Raw genomic sequence first — 22,397 nt, forward strand, 5'->3', positions numbered from 1 at the left:
TCCCGCCCGGGGACGGCCGCGGGCCTACTCGATGCCGATATCCAGCCGCGACACCAGTGCCCGGCCGTGTTCGTTCAGGCCTGTTACTTCGACCGTGCTGCCGTGCTTGCGCAGGCGCTGGCAGACCTTGTCCAGCGCATTGACGGCCGTGATGTCCCAGAAATGGGCGTTGGTCAGATCGATGCGCACGGGCCGGCCTTCGATGTCCCGCACGTCGAAGGCATCGACCAGCTGGTCGGCCGAGGCGAAGAAGACCTGGCCCGAGACGCGGTAGGTCAGGCCTGCATCGTCCTCCGTCTTCTCGACGGACAGCAGCCTTGAGACCTTGAAGGTGAAGAACACCCCGCTGAGCAGCACGCCGACGCCCACGCCGGCGGCCAGGTTGTCCGTGGCCACGGTGACCACCACGGTGGCCAGCATCACGGCGCTGGACAGCTTGGGATGCCTGAGCAGGGCGCGGGCCGATCCCCAGTCCAGCGTGGAGGCCGACACCATCACCATGATGGCCACCAGCGCCGCCACCGGCACCTGGGACACCCAGGGCTTGAGCAGCACCATCAGGATCAGCAGGAAGGCGCCCGCGAACAGCGTGGAAAGCCGGCCGCGGCCGCCGTAGCGCACATTGCCCACGGTCTGGCCGATCATGGCGCAGCCGGCAATGCCGCCGAACAGGCTGGCCGCGATGTTGGCCACGCCGATGCCGCTGCACTCGCGGTTCTTGGAGCTGGGCGTGTCCGTGAGTTCATCGACCACGCTGGCCGTCATCATGGACTCCAGCAATCCCACCATGGCGATCGCCAGCGCGGGCAGGGCGATCAGGCGCAGCGTCTCCAGCGACCAAGGCACCTGCGGCAGCCCGAAGCTGGGCAGGCCGTCCGGCAGCAGGCCCAGGTCGGCGACCGTCTTCAGGGGCAGGTCCAGCCAATTCGCCGCCACCGTCAGCACCACGATGCAGACCAGGGGCGAGGGCACGGCCGTGGTCAGCCGGGGCAGGCCGTAGATGATCAGCAGGCCGGCGCCCACCATGGCCCAGGTGGCGGCATTGGCGCCGATCAGGTGCGGCATCTGGGCCGAGAAGATCAGGATGGCCAGCGCATTGACGAAGCCCGTGCGCACCGAGCCGGACACATAGCGCATCAGCACGCCCAGGCGCAGCAGGCCGAACAGGATCTGCACGGCTCCCGCAAGAATGCCGGCCGCAAAAAGGTACTGCACGCCATGCGCATGCACCAGCGGAGCGGCCACCAGGGCGACCGAGCCCGCTGCCGCCGACACCATGGCCGGGCGCGCGCCGGTGAAGGCGATGACGATGCTGATGATGAAGGAGGCGAACAGGCCGACGGCGGGATCGACGCCAGCCACGAAGGAGAAGGCGATGACCTCGGGGATCAGCGCAAAGGTGGCCACGGCGCCGGCCATGAGCTCGCGCGGAATGCTGGGCGCCCACTCGGCGCGAAAGGGATGGGGGTGTTTCGACATGGAAATGGCCGGCCCCGTCGCGCTGTGTGTGGCAGGGCGGGGCAGGATTTTGTAGACGGGAATGAACATGCCGGGCGTCGGGCCATGCCCGAAACCTGGCGGCTTGTACGGTTCGACCGTGCTACGGCGGCGCCAGGCGGGTGCAGCCCGAGCGCCGGCTCTGCGAGCCGCGCGCGATGCGGGCCAGCGTGAAGCTGTGAAGGCGTGCGGCATCGCGGCTGCGCGCTTGGCGAGCCCCTGGTTGACGGTGCCGGTGGACTGAAATCACGGGCGCGATTGTACGAGGGGGTGCTGCCTGCCGTGGGATGGACCCCTGGCCGCAATCAGTCGTAGTGCGCCATGGTGGCGCGGTAGCGCACAGGGCCTTGCTCGGCCGATGAGGCCTGCACCACTTCCACGTAGACGACTTGGCCCGAAGCCGCCGTGTACCTGGCATGGCGAACGCGCGGCCCCATGCCGTAGGAGGGGCCGGGCGTTTCGTCGTCCGCAGTCCGGGAATAGCCTTTGCCGAGCAGGTAGGCATCGAAGGCGTGCGTGGCGGGGCCAATGCTTGCGAACTCCACGTCATAGGACACCAGGCCGTGTGGCGGCTTGTTGCCGTCGCCCACGGTGCCGAAGTACTCCGCCTTGCCCAGCGCGCCCACCAGCGGCGCATGGCGCACCAGGGACGAGATGCCGATGTAGTAGGTGAAGCTGCCGGGCTCGGGTGTGTAGTCCTCCTGCGAGATCAGGCACAGGGCTGCAGCCAGCCAGCCGAACACGGCCAGCGGCAGGCACAGGACAAGACTCCACAACAGGGTTCTGGCACGCGGCAGGGACATGGGATTTGTCGTCGGGCGCCTGGAAAAACAAAACCCGCATTCCGGGGAAAGCGGGTCTGGATGCTCAAGAACCTTGATGGTCCGAATCAGAACGGAATGTCGTCATCCATGTCGTCAAAGCCCGAGGCCGCGCGCTGCGGCGGGGGTGCCATGGGTGCGGGAGCGGGGCGCTGGGCAGGGGCCTGGCGCGGTGCGGGCGCTGCCATGGGGGCAGGGGCCGGGCGGCGCTGTTGCTGCTGGGGAGGGGCGTCGTAGCCGCTGTCGCCGTAGCCTTCATCGCCGTAGCCGCCGCCTTGCTGGCCACCGCCGCCGCCCTGGCGGCTGCCCAGCATCTGCATGCTGTCGGCGCGGATTTCGGTGGCGTAGCGTTCCTGGCCGCTGGCCTGGTCGGTCCACTTGCGCGTGCGCAGGCTGCCTTCGACATAGACCTGGCTGCCCTTGCGCAGGTACTGGCCCACGATTTCGGCCAAGCGGCCATTGAAGACCACGCGGTGCCACTCGGTGGCTTCCTTGTTCTCGCCGGTATTCTTGTCGCGCCAGCGGTCGGTGGTGGCGATGGTCACGTTGGCCACCTGATCGCCACTCGGGAAGGTGCGCATTTCGGGGTCGCGTCCGAGGTTGCCGACGATGATGACTTTGTTGACGGATGCCATGAGTGAAATACCTTTACATAGGGAAGTGGCCCGGGCATAGAGGGATGGATCCCGGGCCAGACGCGCCATTGTGCCGCAAGCCGTCCGCCGATGGCAGGGGGCGGATATCCCGTGGCAACCGCCGGTGGCGGCGGCTTGTAACCGTCTGAAAATCCGCCGTTCAGCCGTGGCGGCCCACGGGGCGCAGCGGCCAGGTGACGACCAGCCACAGCACGGCCAGGACGCTCGTCAGGGTGAACAGGCCCGGCATGCCGGCCCATTTGGCGACGGCGCCGCCCAGCGCGCCGCCTGCGAACAGGCCCAGCGATTGCAGCGTGTTGTAGGCGCCCAGCGCCGCGCCGCGCAGCGGGGCCGGGGCCATGCGAGAGACCAGGCTGGGCTGGGTGGCCTCCAGCGCGTTGAAGCCGCAGAAGAACACGAACATCAGCACGGCCATGGCCCACAGCGGCGGCTGCGCGCCGCCGGCCGCCAGCAGGCCCAGGCCGATCTGCACGAGGGTGATCAGGGCGATGGCGCCCAGCAGGGCCGCGCGCAGGCGCCCGCGCCGCTCCATGGCGAACAGGCCGCCCATGGCGGCGAAGGACAGCACCACGGCCGGCAGGTAGACATGCCAGTGCGCCTGCTTGTCCAGGCCCGCCTGCACCAGCATGGCGGGCACGGCCACCCACATGGACATCTGCACGGTGTGCAGCACGAACACGCCCAGGTTCAGTCGCACCAGGTCGCCATGGCGCCACAGCTCGGCCATGCGGCCGCGCGGCTGGTCGGCGTGGCGCGCGGGCTCGGGCGGGACGACCCAGAGCACGACGGCAATGCCCGCCAGCGCCAGGGCGCAGGTCAGGCCGAAGATGCCGGGCAGCCCGCCCCAGGCCGCCAGCAGGGGGCTGAGCACCAGGGCCAGCGCGAACATGAGGCCGATGCTGCCGCCCACCATGGCCATGGCCTTGGTGCGCACGCTGTCGCGCGTGAGGTCGGCCAGCAGCGCGGTCACGGCGGCCGAGACGGCGCCCGCGCCCTGCAGGCCCCGGCCCCACATCAGGCCCAGCAGCGAGTCGGCCGTGGCCGCCAGCAGGCTGCCCGCCGCAAAGACCAGCAGCCCGGCGACGATGACGCGCTTGCGCCCGAAACGGTCCGAAGCCAGGCCCAGGGGCAACTGGAACACGGCCTGGGTGAGCCCGTACAGGCCCATGGCCAGGCCGATCATGGCCGGATCGTCACCGCCCGGGTACTTGCGGGCCTCCAGCGCGAACACCGGCAGCACCAGGAACAGGCCCAGCATGCGCAGCGCAAAGATCAGCGCCAGGCTGGCGCTGGATCGGCGTTCCTGCGGGGTCATGCGGCCCGATGCGGCCGAGGAGGGGGCTGGCGCCTGGGCGCCGTGGACGGGTGTGGGGGAATCGAGCACGGGGTGCACTGTTGTGGGGGCAAGCAATCCGCCATTCTCGCCCATAGGCCGGCGCTGCGGGGTGGCTGGGTTATGCAAGCCAGTGCAAGACAGTTTTGTGAAGGGGCGCCGCAGAAGGCCCTGCCGCCCCGCAGACCGAGCCGCCATGCGGTGGCACGGGTTCTGACCTATCATGGCGGGTTCGCCTTCGCAGGGGTTTTCCCGATGCCTGGTTCCCACACGATTTCCGAAGACGGCGGCCTGGACCGGGCCGCCGACTCCCGCTCCCAGCCCGACGGCCGCTACCTTGGCCTGGCGCTGGCGCAGTCACGCATCGCCATCCGCGGTGCGCGCACGCACAACCTCAAGAACATCGACCTGGACATTCCGCGCAACCGGCTGGTGGTGATCACCGGGCTGTCGGGCTCGGGCAAGTCCAGCCTGGCTTTCGACACGCTGTATGCCGAGGGCCAGCGCCGCTATGTGGAGAGCCTGTCGGCCTATGCGCGCCAGTTCCTGGGGCGGCTGGACAAGCCCGATGTGGACCTGATCGAGGGCCTGTCGCCCGCCATCAGCATCGAGCAGAAGGCCACCAGCCACAACCCGCGCTCCACCGTGGGCACGGTGACCGAGATCAACGACTACCTGCGCCTGCTGTTCGCACGCGCCGGCACGCCCTACTGCCCCGACCACAACCTGCCGCTGCAGTCCCAGACCATCAGCCAGATGGTGGATGCGGCCCTGGCCCTGCCCGAGGACACGCGCCTCATGGTGCTGGGGCCGCTGGCGCGCAACAAAAAGGGCGAGTTCGCCGAGCTGTTCGCGCAGATGCAGGCCCAGGGCTATGTGCGCTTTCGCATCGACGGCAAGATCCACGAGTCCCATTCCCTGCCCGCGCTGGAGAAGAACGAGCGCCACGACATCGACGTGGTGATCGACCGCCTCAAGGTGCGCGCCGACGCCCAGCAGCGCCTGGCCGAGAGCTTCGAGGCCGCCCTGCGCGCGGGTGGCGCCGACGCCGGCGGCCGCGTGATCGCCCTGGAGATGGACAGCGGCAAAGAGCACCTCTTCAGCGCCAAGTTCGCCTGCCCGCTGTGCAGCTATTCGCTGCCCGAGCTGGAGCCGCGCCTGTTCTCGTTCAACTCGCCCATGGGCGCCTGCCCGGGCTGCGACGGCCTGGGCTGCACGGAGTCCTTCGACCCCGAGCGCGTGGTCGCCTTCCCCACGCTGAGCCTGGCCAGCGGCGCCGTCAAGGGCTGGGACCGGCGCAACGGCTACTACTTCTCCATGCTCGAGAGCGTGGCGCGCCACTACGGCACCGATGTGGAGCTGCCCTTCGAGGAGCTGCCCGAGAAGGTGCGCCATGTGGTGCTCTGGGGCTCGGGCGAGGAGGAAATGCCCTTCAGCTACGTCTTCGACAGCGGCGCGCGCAAGGGCGAGTCCATGGTCAAGAGCCATCCCTTCGAGGGCATCATCCCCAACATCACGCGGCGCTGGCGCGAGACCGAGTCCAGCGTGGTGCGCGATGATCTGGCGCGGCTGCGCAGCGTCGCCGTCTGCCCAGACTGCGGCGGCACGCGGCTGCGCCGCGAGGCGCGCTTCGTGCGCATCGGCGAGGGCGAGCAGGCCCGCGCCATCTACGAGGTGGGCCATGCCACGCTGGCCGAGGCCCATGCCTGGTGCGCGTCCCTGCAGCTGTCGGGCGCCAAGGCCGAGATCGCGGGCAAGGTGGTGCGCGAGATCGCCTCGCGCCTGCTGTTCCTCAACGACGTGGGCCTGAGCTACCTGAGCCTGGAGCGCGGCGCGGACACCCTGTCCGGCGGCGAGGCCCAGCGCATCCGCCTGGCCAGCCAGATCGGCAGCGGCCTGACGGGCGTGATGTATGTGCTGGACGAGCCCAGCATCGGCCTGCACCAGCGCGACAACGACAAGCTCATCGGCACGCTGCAGCACCTGCGCGACATCGGCAACAGCGTCATCGTGGTCGAGCACGACGAGGACATGATGCGCGCGGCCGACCAGATCATCGACCTGGGGCCCGGCGCTGGCGTGCATGGCGGCCGCGTCATGGCCCAGGGCAGCTACGAAGAGGTGCGCGCCAATCCCGATTCACCCACGGGCCGCTACCTGGCGGGCACCCAGCGCATCGAAGTGCCTGCGCGGCGCACGCCCTGGCAACCCGTGCTGGAGGCAACGGCCGAGGGCGAGGCCCGGCCAGCGGCCAAGGGCTTCCCGGCCCGCGCCCAGCAGCCCCCCGCCAATCCCGACAACGCAACCGCCCCCGGCGCGCCGCAACTGCAGGCCCTGCGCGTGGTGGGCGCACGCGGCCACAACCTCAAGGGCGTGACGGCGGACTTTCCCGTGGGCCTGCTGACCTGCGTGACCGGCGTCTCGGGCTCGGGCAAGAGCACCCTGGTCAACGACACGCTCTATACCGAGGCCGCGCGCCAGATCCACCGTGCCGGCGGCGAGGCCGCGCCGCACGACGACATCATCGGCATGGGCCATTTCGACAAGGTCATCAATGTGGACCAGTCGCCCATAGGCCGCACGCCGCGCAGCAACCCGGCCACCTACACGGGCCTGTTCACGCCCATCCGCGACCTGATGGCCGAGACCAACACCGCCAAGGAGCGCGGCTACGGCCCCGGGCGCTTCTCGTTCAACGTGGCCGGCGGCCGCTGCGAGGCCTGCCAGGGCGATGGCGTGGTCAAGGTGGAGATGCACTTCCTGCCCGATGTCTATGTGCCCTGCGACATCTGCAACGGCCAGCGCTACAACCGCGAGACGCTGGAGGTGCAGTGGAAGGGCCGCAACATCTCCCAGATCCTGGAGATGACGGTGGAGGACGCCCATGCCTTCTTCAAGGACGTGCCCACCATCGCCCGCAAGCTGCAGACCCTGCTGGACGTGGGCCTGTCCTATATCCGGCTGGGCCAGAGCGCGACCACGCTGTCGGGCGGCGAGGCGCAGCGCGTCAAGCTGGCCCAGGAACTGTCCAAGCGCGACACGGGGCGCACGCTCTACATCCTGGACGAGCCCACGACGGGCCTGCACTTCGCCGACATCGCCCTGCTGCTCAAGGTGCTGCAGCAGCTGCGCGATGCGGGCAACACCATCGTGGTCATCGAGCACAACCTGGACGTGATCAAGACGGCCGACTGGATCATCGACATGGGCCCCGAAGGTGGCTCGGGCGGCGGTCAGGTGGTGGCCACGGGCACGCCCGAGGACGTGGCGGCCAACCCGGCCAGCCATACGGGGCGCTATCTGCGGCCCTATCTGGAGGCAGCGTCGGCTCCTGCGCAGGCCAAGCTAGGCCGCAAGAACGCAAAGTGAGGCCGGCCATGGACAGCAGCATCCGTGATTTCGTGGTGGTGGGCGCGGGCATGGCCGGTGCCTCGGTGGCCTGGCAGCTGGCGCGCGACGGCCAGACCTCGGTGCTGGTGCTGGAGCGCGAATCCCAGCCCGGCTACCACAGCACGGGCCGCTCGGCCGCGCTGTATGAGGAGCACTATGGCCCGCTGCAGGTCCAGGCGCTGACGCGGGCCAGCCGCGCCTTCTACGAGCAGCCGCCGCAGGGCTTTGTGCAGGCGCCCATCCTGGCGCCGCGCGGCGTGCTCTATGTGGGCACGGCCGCGCAGAAGGACCTGCTCGATGCCGCCCATGCCGAGGCGCTCCTGCACTCGCCCCAGGCGCGGCGCCTGGGCCCCGATGAACTCAAGGCCCTGGTGCCCTGCCTGAATACCGCGCTGCTGGTCGATGGCTTTGCGGACGACGGCGCGCGCGACATCGACGTGCACGGCCTGCACCAGGGCTTCCTGCGCGGCCTGCGCCAGTGCGGCGGCGAGCTGCGCTGCAGCGCCGAGGTCCGTGCGCTGGCGCATGACGCAGGTGTCTGGACCGTGGACCTGGCCGACGGCAGCCGGGTGCGTGCGCGCTGCGTGGTCAACGCGGCCGGCGCCTGGGCCGATGCGCTGGGCGCGCTGGCGGGCGCAGCGCCCATAGGCCTGGTGCCCAAGCGGCGCAGTGCCTTCACCTTTGCCGTGCCCGAAGGCATGGACGCCGCGCACTGGCCCGCCGTGATCAGCGCCGACGAGGGCTTTTACTTCAAGCCCGATGCAGGCCAGCTGCTGGGCTCGCCCGCCAACGCCGACCCCGTGGCGCCGCAGGACGTGGCGCCCGAGGAGCTGGACGTGGCCACGGGCATCTGGCGCATCGAGGAAGTGACCACGCTGCAGATCCGCCGCCCCTCCCACACCTGGGCCGGGCTGCGCAGCTTTGTGGCCGACGGCGAGATGGCCGTGGGCTGGGATGCCTCGCCTGCGCCGCTGCCGGGCTTTTTCTGGGTGGCCGCCCAGGGCGGCTACGGCATACAGAGCGCCTTCGGCTACAGCCTGCTGGCGCGCAACCTGCTGCGCGGCGAGCCGCTGGATGCACGCCTGGCCGCGCAGGGCGTGCAGCCTGAATGGCTGTCGCCCGCGCGCTGCCAGCGTGGCTGAGGTTCGGCTGAAGCGTGCCGTTCAGAGCGGCGAGCGCCTGGCGAAGCGCACCACGGTCACGCCCGCGCGCGCCTGGCGCACCGAGGGCATGACCAGCACGCAGTCGCCATAGGGCGTGATCACCGGCTCGCCATCGTTGTCGCCGATCACCGTGCCGGCCTTCTCGAAGCGCTCCAGCCCCGTGAACGGCGCCGTGAAGCGAAAGCCGCTGCTCTTGGCCACCACGGGCGCCGTGACTTCCAGCGCCCACTGGGCCGGTGCGTCGGCCTGCTTCCAGCCTGGCAGGGCGGCGTGCAGCGCGCCGTTGTCGAAGATGGCGGCCACTTCGAGGAAACGCAGGCACTGGTCGTGCGCCACGTCGCGGCTGGCCAGATCGCCGTGGAAGCCGCATTCGATCAGCAGCGAGCGCGAGTCGCCGGCCTCGGCGTCGGGCAGGCCGAAGCGCCCGTAGTCGCGCAGCCGCGTGCCGTCCTTGTGGCCGGCATCCACGACGATGTTCGCCGGCGCGCCCATCTGGCGTGCCAGATCGCGGTTGCGCGGCTGCATGCCGGTCAGCAGCAGCGGGGCCGAGGGCTCGTGCATGGAATGCAGGTCCAGCAGCCAGTCGGCCTGCTGCACGAAGGGGCGCAGCGCGGCGGCGCGGCGGCGCTCGCGGGTGCTGCCCTCGTCGATGCGTGCGTCTATCCACTGGCGGTTCATGTCCTCGTCCACGAAGCGCGAGGCATCGTGGCTGGCCGCGTCGAAGCGGTCGAAGGCATCGAGGTTGGCCAGCACCAGGGTCAGGCGGCCGTTGTCCAGCGCCAGGCCGTTGTTCAGGGCCTGAAGCAGCCCGGACACGGCCCAGGCGCCGCAGATCTCGTTGCCGTGCACCAGCGCGGAAATCATCACGTGGCGGCCCGGGCGTCCCGAGTCGAATTGCCACACGCCCTCGGTACCGGTATTGCCTGCGCGCCAGGCGCTCAGGTCGGGCAGGGGAAGGTCAAATTGCAAAGCGTCCATGGCTGGCTCAGTTCTCGATGTGGGCAAACTGGACGATTTTTGTGTACTTGGCGATCTCGGCGTTGATGTACTTGCCGGCATCCGTCTTGGGATCGGCCACCACCGAGCCTGCCTCTTCCATCTTCTTGCGGAACTCGGGCGAGGCCATGGTCTCGTCCAGCGCCTTCTTGACCTTGGCGGCCACGGGTGCGGGCAGGCCCTTGGGCGCCATCAGCGCGAACCAGACGTTGATGTCCACGTTCTTGTACTGGGGCAGCTCGGACAGGGCCGGGATGTCGGGCGTGATGGCCGAGCGCTTGGCCTCCGTCGTGCCCAGGGCGATGACCTTGCCCGCGCGGATCTGGGGCAGGCCTGAGGACAGCACGAACATGCCGAACTCGATGTTGTTGCCCACCAGGTCCGTGGTCAGGGGCGCCACGCCCCGGTAGGGGATGTGGGTCATGTGCAGCTTGCCCTGCTCCTTGATCATTTCACCGGCCAGGTGCAGTGCCGTGCCCACGCCCGAGCTGCCGTAGCTGAACTTGCCCGGGTTCTTGGCCACCAGGGCGCTGAACTCGGCGGCTGTCTTGACGCCGGCCTTCTGCGAGGCCACCAGCACCATGGGCTGGGAGCCGATCATGCCGATGGGCGTGAAGTCGCCGATGGAGTACTTGATGCTCTTGTTGATCAGCCGCGCGATGGCCAGCTCGTTGTTGGCGCCCACGAACAGCGTGTAGCCGTCGGGCGTGGCCTTGACGGCCTTTTGCGCGCCGATGGCGCCGCCCGCGCCTCCCAGGTTCTCCACCACCACGGGCTGGCCCAGGCGCGAGGCCAGGCCATCGGCCACGAAGCGGCCCACCAGGTCGGTGCTGCCGCCGGCGGGGTAGCCCACGATCATGGTGATGGCGCGGTTGGGGTAGCTGGCGGCATCGTCGGCCAAGGCGCTGCCGGTGGCGGCGATCAGCAGGCCGCAGGCCAGGGCGGTGCGGCGCAGGAGGGAGTTGCTGGGCATGGGGTTATTCCTGAAATGTATGAGATTGATTGTGCGAAGGACTACCCAGGCATTTGGTGCTGATTCGGCACGAAGCGGAGCCATTGCAGCACCAAAACCCGCTTGCTCCACAGTGCGGTGCGGGTTTGCACCAGGAGGGCGCATGCATGCACCCCATCAGGCGCCCGTGATGTCGCTCCAGAACTGCTCGGCCGCGGGTCCCAGGTGGCGCTTGGGACGGTACAGGCGCACGTCGAAGTGCACTTCCAGGCCCGGGTCGCCGGCCACGGCCAGGCGGCCGGCCTGGCAGTCGCCGCGCACCATGGACCACGGCATCCAGGCCAGGCCCAGGCCGCGCAGCACGTATTCGTAGTGGGCGTCGGCCGAGTCGCAGTCCACGCAGCGGCGCAGGCGCGGCGCCAGCGGATGCCGGGCCAGGTGGTCTTCCACCAGGCGGCCCAGGGCCATGCTGTGGGAGAAGGCCAGGTAGGGCACGGGAGCGACGGGCTGGTGGCTGGCCGACAGCTCGTACATCGGACGGCCCTGGGCATCGGCGCGGGCCACGGGCACCAGCCTGTCCTGCATCACCGTCAGGTAGCTGAACTGGCGGCCGTCCAGGCGCACGCCAATGGCGGCGTGGTGGTAGACCAGCGTGAAGCTGACTTCGCCGCGCTGCAGCATGGCCACGGTCTCGTCCAGCGTGCGTGTGACCACGCGCAGCTCGGCCGTCTGCAGCACGCTGCCGTGGCGCGTCAGCCAGTCGGCCACGATGGTGCGCGCCAGCGTGCGTCCCGTGGCCAGGGTGATCACGCGGGCCTGGCGCCCGGCCACGGCCTGCAGTTCATCGTGCGACTGGGCCAGCGTGCGCACCAGTTGCTCGGCCGTGTCGCGGAAGGCTTCGCCGGCCGGCGTCAGCCGCACGGGGCCGCCGCCGGGCTCGACCAGGGGCGTGCCGGCCCAGGCCTCCAGCGCGCGGATGCGCCGCCCGAAGGCCGGATGGGTGACATGGCGCAGCTCGGCCGCGCGCGTGAAGCTGCGCTCCTGGGCCAGCAGCAGGAAGTCTTCCAGCCATTTGCCTTGCATGGCCGGGCTTCCCTGCCGTCTCAGGCGGCGGCTGCGTCTTGCAGCGTCTGGCGCGTGGCCTGGGCGGCGGTGCGCGCGGCGGCAGCGAAGTCGTCGCCCTGCGATGCATAGAGCACCGCACGCGAGGAATTGATGATGATGGGGCCGCCGCCGATGCGCGCCGCCTTGACCGTGGCCACGGCATCGCCCCCCTGGGCGCCCACGCCGGGAATCAGCAGCGGCAGCGAGGGCGCGAATTCACGCACGCGCTCGATCTCCTGCGGGCGCGTGGCGCCCACCACCAGGCCGAGCTGGCCGTTGGTGTTCCAGGGCCCCTGGGCCAGGCGCGCCACATGCTCGAACAGGTGGGGCTGGCCCGGCAGGTCGGCCAGGCGCTGGGCCTGCAGGTCGTCGCCGCCGGGGTTGGAGGTGCGGCACAGCAGGAAGGCGCCCTTGCCCTCGTACTGCAGGTAGGGCGTGATGGAGTCGAAGCCCATGAAAGGCGACAGGGTCACGGCGTCGGCGCCGTAGCGCTCGAAGGCTTCCTTGGCGTATTGCTCGGCCGTGGAGCCGATGTCGCCGCGCTTGGCATCCAGGATGATGGGCACATGGGGCGCGACGGCGCGCATGTGGGCCATGAGCTTTTCCAGCTGGTCTTCGGCGCGGTGGGCCGCGAAGTAGGCGATCTGGGGCTTGAAGGAGTTCACCAGGTCGGCCGTGGCGTCGACGATGGCGGCGCAGAAGTCGTAGATTTTGCTTGCATCGCCGCGCATGGCCGCAGGAAAGCGGCTGGGTTCGGGGTCCAGGCCCACGCACAGCATGGATTGGTTCTGGGCGGTGGCATTGCGCAGCATGTCGAGAAAGGTCATGGGGCGCGATTTTAGCGATCGGCCCTTCCCGGGGCCTGTCGCCGGGCATCCAGCGGGCCTGGCGGCCCGCGGGCACAATCGGCGGCCTATGCCTGCCTTCACCGCCCGACAAATCCTTTTGCTGATCGCGCTGACCCTGATCTGGGGCATCAACTGGCCGGTGATGAAGCTGGGCGTGCAGCATTTCCCGCCGCTGAGTTTCCGCATGGCCTCGATGTGGGTGGGGCTGCCCATCCTGGCGGCCTTCGTGGTCTGGCGCCGCCTGCCGCTGGCCGTGCCGCGCGCCTATTGGCCCCGGCTGGCGCAGCTGACGCTGTTCAACATGGTGCTGTGGAACAGCCTGATCATCATTGCCATCCCCATGCTGTCCAGCGGGCGGGCGGCCATCCTGGGCTACACCATGCCCATCTTCTCGGCCGTGCTGGGCAGCCTGTTCTTCCATGACCGGCTGGCGCCGCGTGCCTGGGCGGGTGTGGCGGCGGCCTTGGCGGGCGTGCTCCTGCTGCTGTGGCACGAGGTCGGCGCCCTGGGCAGCCGCCCCATCGGCGTGGGCCTGATGCTGGCCGCCGCGCTGAGCTGGGCCTTCGGCACGCAGAAGCTGCGCCGCGCCGAGGTGCCCGTGCCCCTGCTGACGATGACGCTGTGGATGGTGGCGCTGACCGCGCTGACGCTCACGGTGCTGGCCTTCGTCTTCGAGCGCCACCTGTGGCACTGGCCCGACGCCCAGGCCACGGGCGCCATCGTCTTCAACGGCGTGCTGGTGCTGGGCTTTGGCCAGACGGTCTGGTTCTTCCTGGCGCGCAGCCTGCCGCCCGTGGCGTCCACGCTGAGCGTGATGATGATCCCCGTACTGGGCGTGTTCAGCGGCGCCTGGTGGCTGGGCGAGGTGCTGCACTGGCAGGACTGGACGGCCGTGGCGCTGATGGTGGTGGCCATCGCCTCGGTGCTGTGGCCGGCGCGCGGCCGCTGAGGGCAAGCAGGGGAAGATCGGGAGAAGAAGACGCAGCCTGACTGCGCACGCGGGCGCAGTCAGGCTGCAGGGCCTCAGCGTTGCGCCGTGGCCGGGGCGCCCAGCAGGCGCTGGATGTCGATGTTGTTGGGCAGCGCGTAGTCGTGGCTGCGCACGATGCGGCTGTCGTCGGTGCGAACCAGCTTCAGGCTCACATAGGTGTACTTGGCAGCCGCCGAGTACGTGCCCACCAGGACCAGGGCCGCATTGTGGTTGCGGGCGATGTCCTTGATCTCGCGCGACAGCAGCAGCTCGCCCGTGCCTTCCTTGACGTACACATCGCCGCGCAGCTTCAGCTCCTTGACGTTGTAGCCCTTGGCGGACAGCTGGGAGGCGTACAGCTCGCTGAGCGTGCGGCCCAGGGGGGCCGAGCGCGTCAGGTCGTTGACGTTGACCACGGTGGCCACGAGCACGGGCGCCTCGCCCAGTTCCTCGGTGTTCAGGCCCTTGACCAGCTCGTCCACGGCAGCGCGGCTGCTGGCGATGAAGGGGTTGGCTGCGGCCGACTGGTAGGTGGGCTCGCCGCGGCGCGCGGCCGACGATTCGGGCGTGGTCGCAGGAGCGGGCACGGCGCAGGCGGACAGCAGGGCCGCCGCAGCCAGTGCGGCAGGCAGGAGGGGCGTGCGCAGTGTCATTGGCCCACCACCTTCAGGTTCTTGGCGGGGAATTCGGGGCGCTCGTCCTCGGCCGTGAACAGCACGGCGTCGCTCTTTTCGAGGTAGTAGACGTCGGTCTTGCGCGCCAGGTACTGGTTGTTGCGCACCACCGTCGTCGTCAGCACGAGTTCGGGGTTGGGCAGGCGCTTGCCGTGGCGCACGACCTGGGCGCCGTAGCTCACCTGCAGCTGGGCCTGGGCCGGCTGTTGCATGACGGTCACGCCGCTTTGCACGAGCTTGGTGATGATCAGCTCACGAAAACCCTTGTCGAACTGGCTGGGCTCGGCCGGCAGGGCCACGTGGACCGGCGTGGTGCGCTCGATGCCGGTCTTTTGCAGTGTTTCCAGCGTCTTGGCGACGACATCGTTGGCCACGGAGTCCCAGTGGCCGGCAGCGCCGATCTTGGGCTGGGCCGTGGCTTCGAAGTAGCTGGTCATCGGTGCATTGACGCAGCCCGCCAGGGCCAGGCAGAGGCCCGCCAGGGCCAGGCCGCCAGCGGATTTGAACGATCGCATGGATTTCTCCTCGGTGCGGGGGCGCGCTGCGGCGGATTGCTGCAGCTGCGCAAAGTGTCGATTGTGGCTTCGCCGCGAGGCACTGACAAGAAAGTGCCCCGTATCCGGATGTTGCCGTGCTCAGCCGTTGGCGCGCTTTTGCAGGATCTCGAAGGCAGGCAGGGTCTTGCCTTCCAGCACCTCCAGGAAGGCGCCGCCGCCCGTGGAGATGTAGCCGACCTTGTCCTCGATGCCGTACTTGGCGATGGCGGCCAGGGTGTCGCCGCCACCGGCGATGCTGAAGGCGTCGGACTCGGCAATCGCCTGGGCCACGACCTTGGTGCCGTTGGCGAACTGGTCGAACTCGAACACGCCCATGGGGCCGTTCCAGACGATGGTGCCGGCCTTGCGCAGTTGCTCGGCCAGGCGGGCGGCGGTCTCGGGGCCGATGTCCAGGATCATGTCGTCGTCAGCCACTTCGGTGGCCTTCTTGACGGTGGCGGGCGCATCGGCCGCAAAGGTCTTGGAGACCACCACGTCGGTGGGAATCGGCACCTCGGCGCCGCGTGCGGCCATGGCGTCGATCACGGCACGGGCCTCGCCGACCAGATCGGCCTCGGCCAGGCTCTTGCCGATGTTCAGGCCCGCCGCCAGCATGAAGGTGTTGGCAATGCCGCCGCCCACGATGAGCTGGTCCACGTTCTTTGCCAGCGACTGCAGGATGGTCAGCTTGGTCGACACCTTGGAGCCGGCCACGATGGCGGCCAGCGGGCGGCGCGGGTTGGCCAGGGCCTTGGTGATGGCGTCGATCTCGGCCGACAGCAGGGGACCCGCGCAGGCAATGGGCGCGAACTGGGCGATGCCGTAGGTGGTTCCCTCGGCACGGTGGGCAGTGCCGAAGGCGTCGTGCACGAAGATGTCGCACAGCGCGGCCAGCTTGCGGGCCAGTTCTTCCTTGTTCTTCTTCTCGCCCACGTTCACTCGGCAGTTCTCCAGCAGAACGACCTGGCCGGGCGCCACCTGCACGCCGTCCACCCAGTCGGCGACCAGGGGCACTTCGCGGCCCAGCAGCTCGCCCAGGCGGCGGGCGACGGGCGCCAGCGAATCGGCGGGCTTGAACTCGCCTTCGGTGGGGCGGCCCAGGTGGCTGGTCACCATCACGGCGGCGCCGGCCTTCAGTGCCATCTCGATGGCGGGCACGGAGGCGCGCACGCGCGTGTCCTCGGTGATCTCGCCGGCATCGTTCAGGGGCACGTTGAGGTCGGCGCGGATGAAGACGCGCTGGCCCTGGGCCTTGCCCTGGGCGCACAGATCGGAGAAACGGAGAATGTTCATGACGGCGGCGTTGCGATCGGTGGCGATCGCCATGGAATTGAAACGAAAAAGAGGTAAAGCGCGGCCATTGTAGGCGGCGCACCCGCCCCGGCAGCGGGCGTGCGCACCGGCGATCCGGGGCATCGGGAGCGCCTGTAATCCGGTTTCAGCCGGGGAGCCGGGCGCTCTCGGCCGCTCTCGGCCGCTCTCGCCCGCGCTGCGCCTACCAGCCCAGGCCGATATGCAGTGGCAGATAGACCGCCATGCCAAGCGCGATCGTTCCCATGATGCTGCGCTTGTAAAAAAAATACATGACCGCGCAAGCCAGGGCCGGCAGGCGCGCATCGACCACGGTGGAGATCAGCCGGCCGTTGGTCATCACGATCTCGGGCGCAATCACGGCCGCCAGGGCCGCCAGCGGCGCGTACTTGAGGCCGCGCTTGAGCCATTGCGGCAAGGGCACCTCGCGCTCGGGAATCAGGAAGAAGGCGCGTGTGAACAGCGTGATGGCCGCCAGGCCCACGCAGGCCAGCCAGGGCCACAGCCAGGACAGATCCATCAGAGCGTTTCCTTTTTCTTGGTTGTTTCCACGGGCCGGGCGTCTTCGTCCAGCGGCAGCCGGGCATGGCGCTCGCCGCGGGCCGTATCGGGCGGGAGAATCACCGGGCCTGGCTCCCCTTTTTCAGGCGCCTGCAGGGCGCGCAGGCGCTGCTGCAGCGTTTCCGCCAGCAGGCCTGCGGCCACGGCTGCCGCGATGGCCACGAGGATATTGAGCTTGAGCGGCAGCGCAAAGGCCGCCACGGCCGCGCTGGCCGCAACTACGCCTGCCACCCAGGTGGCACGGTCGTTGAGCATGGACAGGAGCACGCCCATCAGGGCCAGCACGCCCGCAAAGCCCAGTCCCCAGGACAGCGGCACCTGGTCGGCCAGCAGGATGCCCAGCGTGGACGGTATCTGCCAGGCCAGCCAGTTGGTCGAGGCGGCACCCCAGAAATAGGGCAGCTGCTCGGGCTGGGGCCGGGCATCGGGGTAGCGCTTCATGAAGCCCACGAAGATCACGTCGCCGCTGAAATAGGCGATGGCCAGGCGGTGGCGCAGGCGCAGGTGGGCAAAGTAGCTGCGCCACATGCTGCTGAGGATGACGAAGCGCAGGTTCACGCAGATGGCCGTGAACCAGACCACCCACATGGGCGCGCCCACGGCCATCAACGGCAGCACGGCCAGCTGGGCACTGCCGGCATAGACCAGCAGGCCCATGAACAGCGCCAGGGGCAGGGACATGCCGCTCTTGATCATGGCCACGCCCGTGACCAGGCCCCAGGCGCCTATGCCCAGCGCCGTGCCCGACATGTCGCGCACGCCGGTCATGAAGGCGGGATCGCGCGCAATGCCGCGTGCGCGCTCCACCAGGGGCTGCAGGTTCATGGCGTGCCGCCGCTGGCAGCACCGTCCAGAACGGCTCCTTCAGGCAGATCGAAGCCGCGCAGGAAATCGCCCGCCGCCAGCCGCTTGCCGCCCGCGCGCTGCAGCAGCGTCATGCACAGCACGCCATGGCCGCAGGCCACGCGCACGCCGTCGGCGCCTGCGGACAGCACGGTGCCGGGCGCTGCCGCCGCCACGGCGACGGCGGGGTCGGCGGGGTCTGCGTGAGCCTCCCAGACCTTGATGGCTTCATCGCCGTACTGCGTGGCGCCGCCCGGGAAGGGGTTGAAGGCGCGCAGGCGCCGGGCAATGGCCTGGGCATCCTGGTGCCAGTCGATCTGGCTTTCGGCCTTTTCGATCTTGTGCGCGTAGTTCACGCCCTCGGCGGGCTGGGGCGTGCGCGGCAGGCCGCCGCAGGCGCTCATCTCCAGCGCCTCGACGATGAGGCGCCCGCCCAGGTCGGCCAGCTTGTCGTGCAGGCTGGCCGTGGTGTCGTCGGCGGTGATGGGCAGGCGCTCGATGAGGCACATGTCGCCCGTGTCCAGGCCTGCATCCATTTGCATGATGGTGACGCCGGTCTCGGCATCGCCGGCCTCGATGGCGCGGTGGATGGGCGCGGCGCCGCGCCAGCGCGGCAGCAGGCTGGCGTGGATGTTCAGGCAGCCGCGCGGGGGCGTATCGAGCACCCACTGCGGCAGGATCAGCCCGTAGGCGGCCACGACCATGACATCGGCCTGGGCCGCTTCGATGGCGGCGCGGGCGGCGGCGGCCTCTTCGGGGTATTTGCCGTCCAGGCGCAGGCTGCGCGGCTGGGCCACGGCAATGCCATGCTCCAGAGCGCACTGCTTGACGGGAGAGGCCTGCAGCTTCATGCCGCGCCCGGCGGGACGGTCGGGCTGGGTCAGCACCAGGGGGACGGTAAAGCCCGCGGCGAGCAGGCGTTCAAGGGCAACGCGCGCGAACTCGGGCGTGCCGGCAAAAATGACTCTCATGCAATCCAGTAGGGACAGTGGGACGGTGTGCCGGCTCAACGACGGTTGTCGTCGTTGAACACTTCGTCGGTGAACATCACGCGGCGCACCACGCCGGCGGGGTCGATATGCACATGGGCCTGGCGGCGAATGCCATTTTCCAGAATACGGTAGGTCCAGATGTCGCCGTTGAAACTGTAGACCCTCTCGATCAGCGCAGGCGGGCCGAAGAGCTGACGCACGCTTTCGCGGGTGTCCTCGCCATTGCGCAGGGCGTGGAAGCGTTCGATGGTGAGCGCCTGCTCCACGCGCACCAGGCGCTGGCTGGCGTCGAAATCCATGTGGTAGACCTGCTGGCCCGCAGGCTGCCGGCTGTAGACCAGGCGCGTGCCGCCACCGTCCAGTGGCAGGCTCAGGGTCGGGCGGCCCATGGAGCGCTCGATCTCGGAGCGCGGCGTGCCGGGCTTTTGCCACTCGGGCACGGCGCAGCCGGCAAGCAGCAAGGAAAAGGCCAGGGCAAGCAGCGCCCAGGCAACGAGGCCCGCGCCGTCCATCTTCCAGCGCGGCATGAAGCGAAGCGCTGGCAGGTGGGTCATGCGCGTTCTGCCTGTTTCTGCTGCTTGAGCAGCTTGGTCTTGATGCGGTTGCGCTTGAGCGGCGACAGGTACTCGACGAAGACCTTGCCCATCAGGTGGTCCATCTCGTGCTGGATGCAGATGGCCTTGAAGCCTTCGGCCTCGATGATGCGTTCGTTGCCGTTCTCGTCCAGCGCCTTGACCTTGATGGCGGTGGAGCGCTCGACGCCGTCATAGATGCCGGGCACCGACAGGCAGCCTTCTTCGCCCAGCTGCGTTTCCTCGCTGGCCCAGAGCAGTTCCGGGTTGATCAGCGCAAAGGGCTCGTCACGGCCTTCGGAGACATCGACCACGACCACGCGCTCGTGCACGTTCACCTGGGTGGCTGCCAGGCCCACGCCCTGGGCGTCATACATGGTGGCGTACATATCCTGGACCAGCTGGCGAATGCGGTCATCGACCTTGGCAACCGGCTTGGCAACGGTGTGCAGGCGGGGGTCGGGATAGCAAAGAATGGGCAGAATGGACATGGCGTGGTCGGTGAATGTCGTTATTTTCGCCACTTTTCTGCCTGGGCGCAGCGGGACGACGCAATAAGCGTTGCCCTCTCATGGCCTTGCACGCAGAATCTTTGCTGATTTGTAAGACCTGTATGGCCGTTCATGACAAGATCGGTCGTGCCGCAGTGCCTAGGAGGGACGCTGCGTCAGCCACAAGAAGAGGAATTCCATGACTGCATTCGCCACAGCTCGTACCTGGACTGTCGCAACGGCCCTGATCGCTGCGTTCGCAGCGGCCCATGCGCAGCAGCTTCCGGTGACGGCATCGCAGCGCTCGGCCGCCCAGCAGGTGGCCCAGCAGGGCGTTCCCGTGGGCGAGCTGGCGCCCGATGCGCCCGACAGCTACACCGTCAAGCGCGGCGACACGCTGTGGGGCATCTCCGGCATGTACCTGCGCCGTCCCTGGCGCTGGCCCGAGCTGTGGGGCATGAACATGCAGGCCATCGCCAATCCCCACCTCATCTATCCGGGCCAGGTGCTGTACCTGGACAAGCGTGATGGCTATGCCCGCCTGAGCACGGCGCGTCCCATGGGCGACGGCGGCGAGCCCGGTGTGGTGCGCGTGTCTCCGAGCACGCGCAGCGAGTCGCTGGCGCAGGCGGCCCTGCCCACGCTGCAGCCCCATCTGATCGAGCCCTTCCTGGCCGAGCCGCTGGTGGTCGATGCCGAAACGCTGCTGCGCGCACCCCGCCTCATCGCCACCACGGACGAGCGCGTGCTCATGGCCAGCGGTGACCGCGCCTATGCACGCGGCACGGCCGAGGCGCCGCTGCGCAAGGGCGACGGCCTGCCGCGCCAGTACCGTGTCTTCCGCGATGCGGTGGCGCTCAAGGACCCCATCTCCGGCGAGGTGCTGGGCTACGAGGCCAAGTACCTGGGCCTGGCCGATCTCATCGAGGGCGAGACCTCGCTGGAGATCGTGGACAGCAAGGGCGAAAAGCACGAGCAGGCCTCTCCCGCCACGGTGGACCTGTCGCGCGCCAAGACCGAGATGCGTGCTGGCGACCGCCTGCTGCCCGCACCGGAACGAACCTACATGAACTATGCGCCGCATGCGCCGCAGGCTGCCGTGAAGGCCCATGTGGTGTCCCTGTACGGCGACCAGGCCGTGCGCTGGGCGGCCAACAACCAGGTCATTGCCATCAACAAGGGCACGCAGGACGGCATGGACGTGGGCACGGTGCTGGAGCTGAGCCGCCGTGGCGCGCGCATCGTGGACAAGACGGGCGACAAGAAGGAGCAGGTGCAGCTGCCCGATGAACGCAATGGCCATGCCATGGTGTTCCGTACCTTCGACCGCGTCTCCTACGCGCTGATCCTGGAGGCACGGCGCGGCGTCGAGGTGGGCGACAGCCTGACCTCGCCGGCTCCCTGAGCCCCAGCGGCCTGCCGGCAACGCCATGGCGGCCGCCTTGCAGTCCACCGACCGGCTCGCTGCCGAGGAGCTGTCCGCCTGGCTTCGGCTGCTGCTGACGCCCGGCGTGGGCCGCACCACGGCGCGGCGCCTGCTGGCGGCCTGCGGTGGCGCGCAGAACATCTGGAGCGGCCCTCCAGCCGTCTGGCAAGGCCTGGTGACGGCGGCACAGGCCCATTCGCTGCAGACCGTGCCCCAGCGCCTGGAGCAGCTTGTGACGGCCACGGCGCAATGGCTGGACCAGCCCGCTTCCGGGCAGTTGCATGCCGTGCTTGCGCTGGGCCATCCCCAGTATCCGCAGTCGCTGCTGCAGACCGAAGATCCGCCGCTGCTGCTGCATGTGCAGGGCAGCGAGCGCTGCATGACAGGGCCGGGCCCCTGGTTCCCCTATCCACAGTCCCTGGCCATGGTCGGCAGCCGCGGGCCGACGGTCCAGGGCGCGGCCAATGCGCGCGCCATGGCGCAGGCGCTGGCCGAGGCCGGCCTGTGCATCGTCTCCGGACTGGCGCAGGGCGTGGATGGCGCTGCCCATGAGGGCGCACTGCGCGCGGTGCTGCGCACGGGCACCCAGGCGGCGCCTGTCACCATTGCCGTCGTGGGCACGGGCCTGGACCAGGTCTATCCACGGCGCCACATCGGCCTGGCCCGCGAAGTGGCCAGCCATGGGCTGATCGTCAGCGAGTATCCGCTGGGCACCGGCCCCATGGCCGCGCACTTTCCGCAGCGCAACCGCATCATTGCGGGCCTGTCCCAGGGCACGCTGGTGGTCGAGGCGGCCCTGCAATCGGGCTCGCTGATCACGGCCAGGCTGGCCAGCGAACAGGGCCGCGAGGTCTTTGCCATCCCCGGCTCCATCCACGCGCCCCAGTCGCGCGGCTGCCATGCGCTGCTGCGCCAGGGCGCCAAGCTCGTGGAAACGGCGCAGGACGTGCTCGATGAGCTGCAGGGAACGGCCGTGCGCCTGCCGCTTGCCAAGCCCGTACCGGCAGCAGCGGCGGCAGCGGCAGCTGTTCAGTCCGCACAGGACCATGAGAACGACGCCACCCTGCGCGCCCTGGCCCACGACCCGCTGTCGCTGGACGAGCTCATGGACCGCACAGGCATGGATGCCGCAGCCCTGCAGGCCCACTTGCTGGAGCTGGAACTGGAAGGCCGCGTGGAGCGCCTGCCCGGCGGCCTGTTCCAGCGCCTGGCCCAGGCCTGATCTCAAAAACTGGCGCGTCCCCAAGCGGGAGATGCCGAG

General features: G+C 69.3%; 21 protein-coding genes. 5 read left to right on the forward strand and 16 right to left on the reverse strand.

What is annotated here, in order from left to right; translation table 11 throughout:
* Positions 1–24: 24 nt before the first annotated feature.
* The 4 genes from IAE24_RS07085 to IAE24_RS07100 all read right to left on the reverse strand — a co-directional run bounded on the left by IAE24_RS07085 (position 25) and on the right by IAE24_RS07100 (position 4,289).
* Positions 25–1,479 (reverse strand): SulP family inorganic anion transporter, encoded by a 1,455-nt coding sequence (locus IAE24_RS07085; protein ID WP_233626372.1) that lies wholly within the window; start codon positions 1,477–1,479, stop codon positions 25–27.
* Positions 1,480–1,802: 323 nt separating this feature from the next.
* Positions 1,803–2,300 (reverse strand): hypothetical protein, encoded by a 498-nt coding sequence (locus IAE24_RS07090; RefSeq protein ID WP_199962035.1) that lies wholly within the window; start codon positions 2,298–2,300, stop codon positions 1,803–1,805.
* Positions 2,301–2,386: 86 nt separating this feature from the next.
* Positions 2,387–2,953 carry a single-stranded DNA-binding protein gene (ssb, locus tag IAE24_RS07095; RefSeq protein ID WP_012202749.1) on the reverse strand — a complete coding sequence of 189 codons (567 nt, stop codon included), beginning with the start codon at positions 2,951–2,953 and terminating at the stop codon, positions 2,387–2,389.
* 160 nt (positions 2,954–3,113) lie between these two features.
* Positions 3,114–4,289, reverse strand: coding sequence for an MFS transporter (locus tag IAE24_RS07100; RefSeq protein WP_043796511.1), 1,176 nt, complete (start codon positions 4,287–4,289; stop codon positions 3,114–3,116).
* Between the two features lie 273 nt (positions 4,290–4,562).
* Between IAE24_RS07100 and uvrA the strand changes: the two genes are divergently transcribed.
* Both uvrA and IAE24_RS07110 read left to right on the forward strand, forming a co-directional pair.
* Positions 4,563–7,676: an excinuclease ABC subunit UvrA gene (uvrA, locus tag IAE24_RS07105; protein WP_199962037.1), complete on the forward strand. Its 3,114-nt coding sequence runs from the start codon at positions 4,563–4,565 to the stop codon at positions 7,674–7,676.
* A gap of 8 nt (positions 7,677–7,684) precedes the next feature.
* A complete protein-coding gene (locus IAE24_RS07110) occupies positions 7,685–8,839 on the forward strand; it encodes an NAD(P)/FAD-dependent oxidoreductase (protein WP_199962039.1) in 1,155 nt (384 codons plus the stop codon).
* 21 nt (positions 8,840–8,860) lie between these two features.
* Here the strand turns inward: IAE24_RS07110 and IAE24_RS07115 are convergent, their stop codons facing one another.
* From IAE24_RS07115 to pyrF, 4 genes are all read right to left on the reverse strand, one after another.
* Positions 8,861–9,838 carry a succinylglutamate desuccinylase/aspartoacylase domain-containing protein gene (locus IAE24_RS07115; protein WP_199962040.1) on the reverse strand — a complete coding sequence of 326 codons (978 nt, stop codon included), beginning with the start codon at positions 9,836–9,838 and terminating at the stop codon, positions 8,861–8,863.
* A gap of 7 nt (positions 9,839–9,845) precedes the next feature.
* Entirely contained in the window at positions 9,846–10,829 is a 984-nt protein-coding gene (locus tag IAE24_RS07120) for a Bug family tripartite tricarboxylate transporter substrate binding protein (RefSeq protein WP_043825320.1), read from the reverse strand.
* 156 nt (positions 10,830–10,985) lie between these two features.
* Positions 10,986–11,891, reverse strand: coding sequence for a LysR family transcriptional regulator (locus tag IAE24_RS07125; protein ID WP_199962042.1), 906 nt, complete (start codon positions 11,889–11,891; stop codon positions 10,986–10,988).
* A 20-nt stretch (positions 11,892–11,911) separates the two neighbouring features.
* Positions 11,912–12,739, reverse strand: a complete 828-nt coding sequence (gene pyrF / locus IAE24_RS07130) for an orotidine-5'-phosphate decarboxylase (RefSeq protein ID WP_012202756.1) — start codon at positions 12,737–12,739, stop codon at positions 11,912–11,914.
* 88 nt (positions 12,740–12,827) lie between these two features.
* On the opposite strand from pyrF, the gene IAE24_RS07135 reads away from it, so the two are divergent.
* Positions 12,828–13,709, forward strand: a complete 882-nt coding sequence (locus IAE24_RS07135) for a DMT family transporter (protein WP_034389732.1) — start codon at positions 12,828–12,830, stop codon at positions 13,707–13,709.
* Between the two features lie 74 nt (positions 13,710–13,783).
* On the opposite strand, the gene IAE24_RS07140 is transcribed toward IAE24_RS07135, so the two are convergent.
* The 8 genes from IAE24_RS07140 to def form a co-directional block, all read right to left on the reverse strand.
* A complete protein-coding gene (locus IAE24_RS07140) occupies positions 13,784–14,383 on the reverse strand; it encodes a FlgO family outer membrane protein (protein ID WP_012202758.1) in 600 nt (199 codons plus the stop codon).
* The gene (locus IAE24_RS07145) at positions 14,380–14,919 is read right to left on the reverse strand and encodes a hypothetical protein (RefSeq protein WP_012202759.1); all 540 of its coding nucleotides are present in this window, start codon (positions 14,917–14,919) and stop codon (positions 14,380–14,382) included. The genes IAE24_RS07140 and IAE24_RS07145 overlap by 4 nt, the downstream gene beginning before the upstream one ends.
* A 120-nt stretch (positions 14,920–15,039) precedes the next feature.
* Positions 15,040–16,233: a phosphoglycerate kinase gene (locus IAE24_RS07150; protein ID WP_043783159.1), complete on the reverse strand. Its 1,194-nt coding sequence runs from the start codon at positions 16,231–16,233 to the stop codon at positions 15,040–15,042.
* Between the two features lie 202 nt (positions 16,234–16,435).
* Positions 16,436–16,771, reverse strand: a complete 336-nt coding sequence (locus tag IAE24_RS07155) for an AzlD domain-containing protein (protein ID WP_012202761.1) — start codon at positions 16,769–16,771, stop codon at positions 16,436–16,438.
* On the reverse strand, positions 16,771–17,637 hold the full coding sequence (locus IAE24_RS07160) for an AzlC family ABC transporter permease (RefSeq protein WP_199962043.1): 867 nt from the start codon (positions 17,635–17,637) through the stop codon (positions 16,771–16,773). Before IAE24_RS07160 ends, IAE24_RS07155 begins: the two co-directional genes overlap by 1 nt.
* Entirely contained in the window at positions 17,634–18,626 is a 993-nt protein-coding gene (gene fmt / locus IAE24_RS07165) for a methionyl-tRNA formyltransferase (protein ID WP_197944742.1), read from the reverse strand. The genes IAE24_RS07160 and fmt overlap by 4 nt, the downstream gene beginning before the upstream one ends.
* A gap of 35 nt (positions 18,627–18,661) precedes the next feature.
* Complete coding sequence (locus IAE24_RS07170; RefSeq protein WP_199962045.1) at positions 18,662–19,201, reverse strand: hypothetical protein; 540 nt, start codon at positions 19,199–19,201, stop codon at positions 18,662–18,664.
* Complete coding sequence (gene def, locus IAE24_RS07175; RefSeq protein ID WP_012202765.1) at positions 19,198–19,710, reverse strand: peptide deformylase; 513 nt, start codon at positions 19,708–19,710, stop codon at positions 19,198–19,200. The genes IAE24_RS07170 and def overlap by 4 nt, the downstream gene beginning before the upstream one ends.
* 199 nt (positions 19,711–19,909) lie before the next feature.
* On the opposite strand from def, the gene IAE24_RS07180 reads away from it, so the two are divergent.
* Together IAE24_RS07180 and dprA are read left to right on the forward strand one after the other, a co-directional pair.
* Positions 19,910–21,115, forward strand: a complete 1,206-nt coding sequence (locus tag IAE24_RS07180) for a LysM peptidoglycan-binding domain-containing protein (RefSeq protein WP_063327532.1) — start codon at positions 19,910–19,912, stop codon at positions 21,113–21,115.
* A gap of 25 nt (positions 21,116–21,140) precedes the next feature.
* Positions 21,141–22,358, forward strand: coding sequence for a DNA-processing protein DprA (gene dprA / locus IAE24_RS07185; RefSeq protein ID WP_199962051.1), 1,218 nt, complete (start codon positions 21,141–21,143; stop codon positions 22,356–22,358).
* The last annotated feature ends 39 nt before the right edge of the window (positions 22,359–22,397 follow it).

This window comes from Delftia sp. S65 (assembly GCF_016516495.1).
In the GTDB taxonomy this organism is placed as follows: domain Bacteria; phylum Pseudomonadota; class Gammaproteobacteria; order Burkholderiales; family Burkholderiaceae_C; genus Comamonas; species Comamonas acidovorans.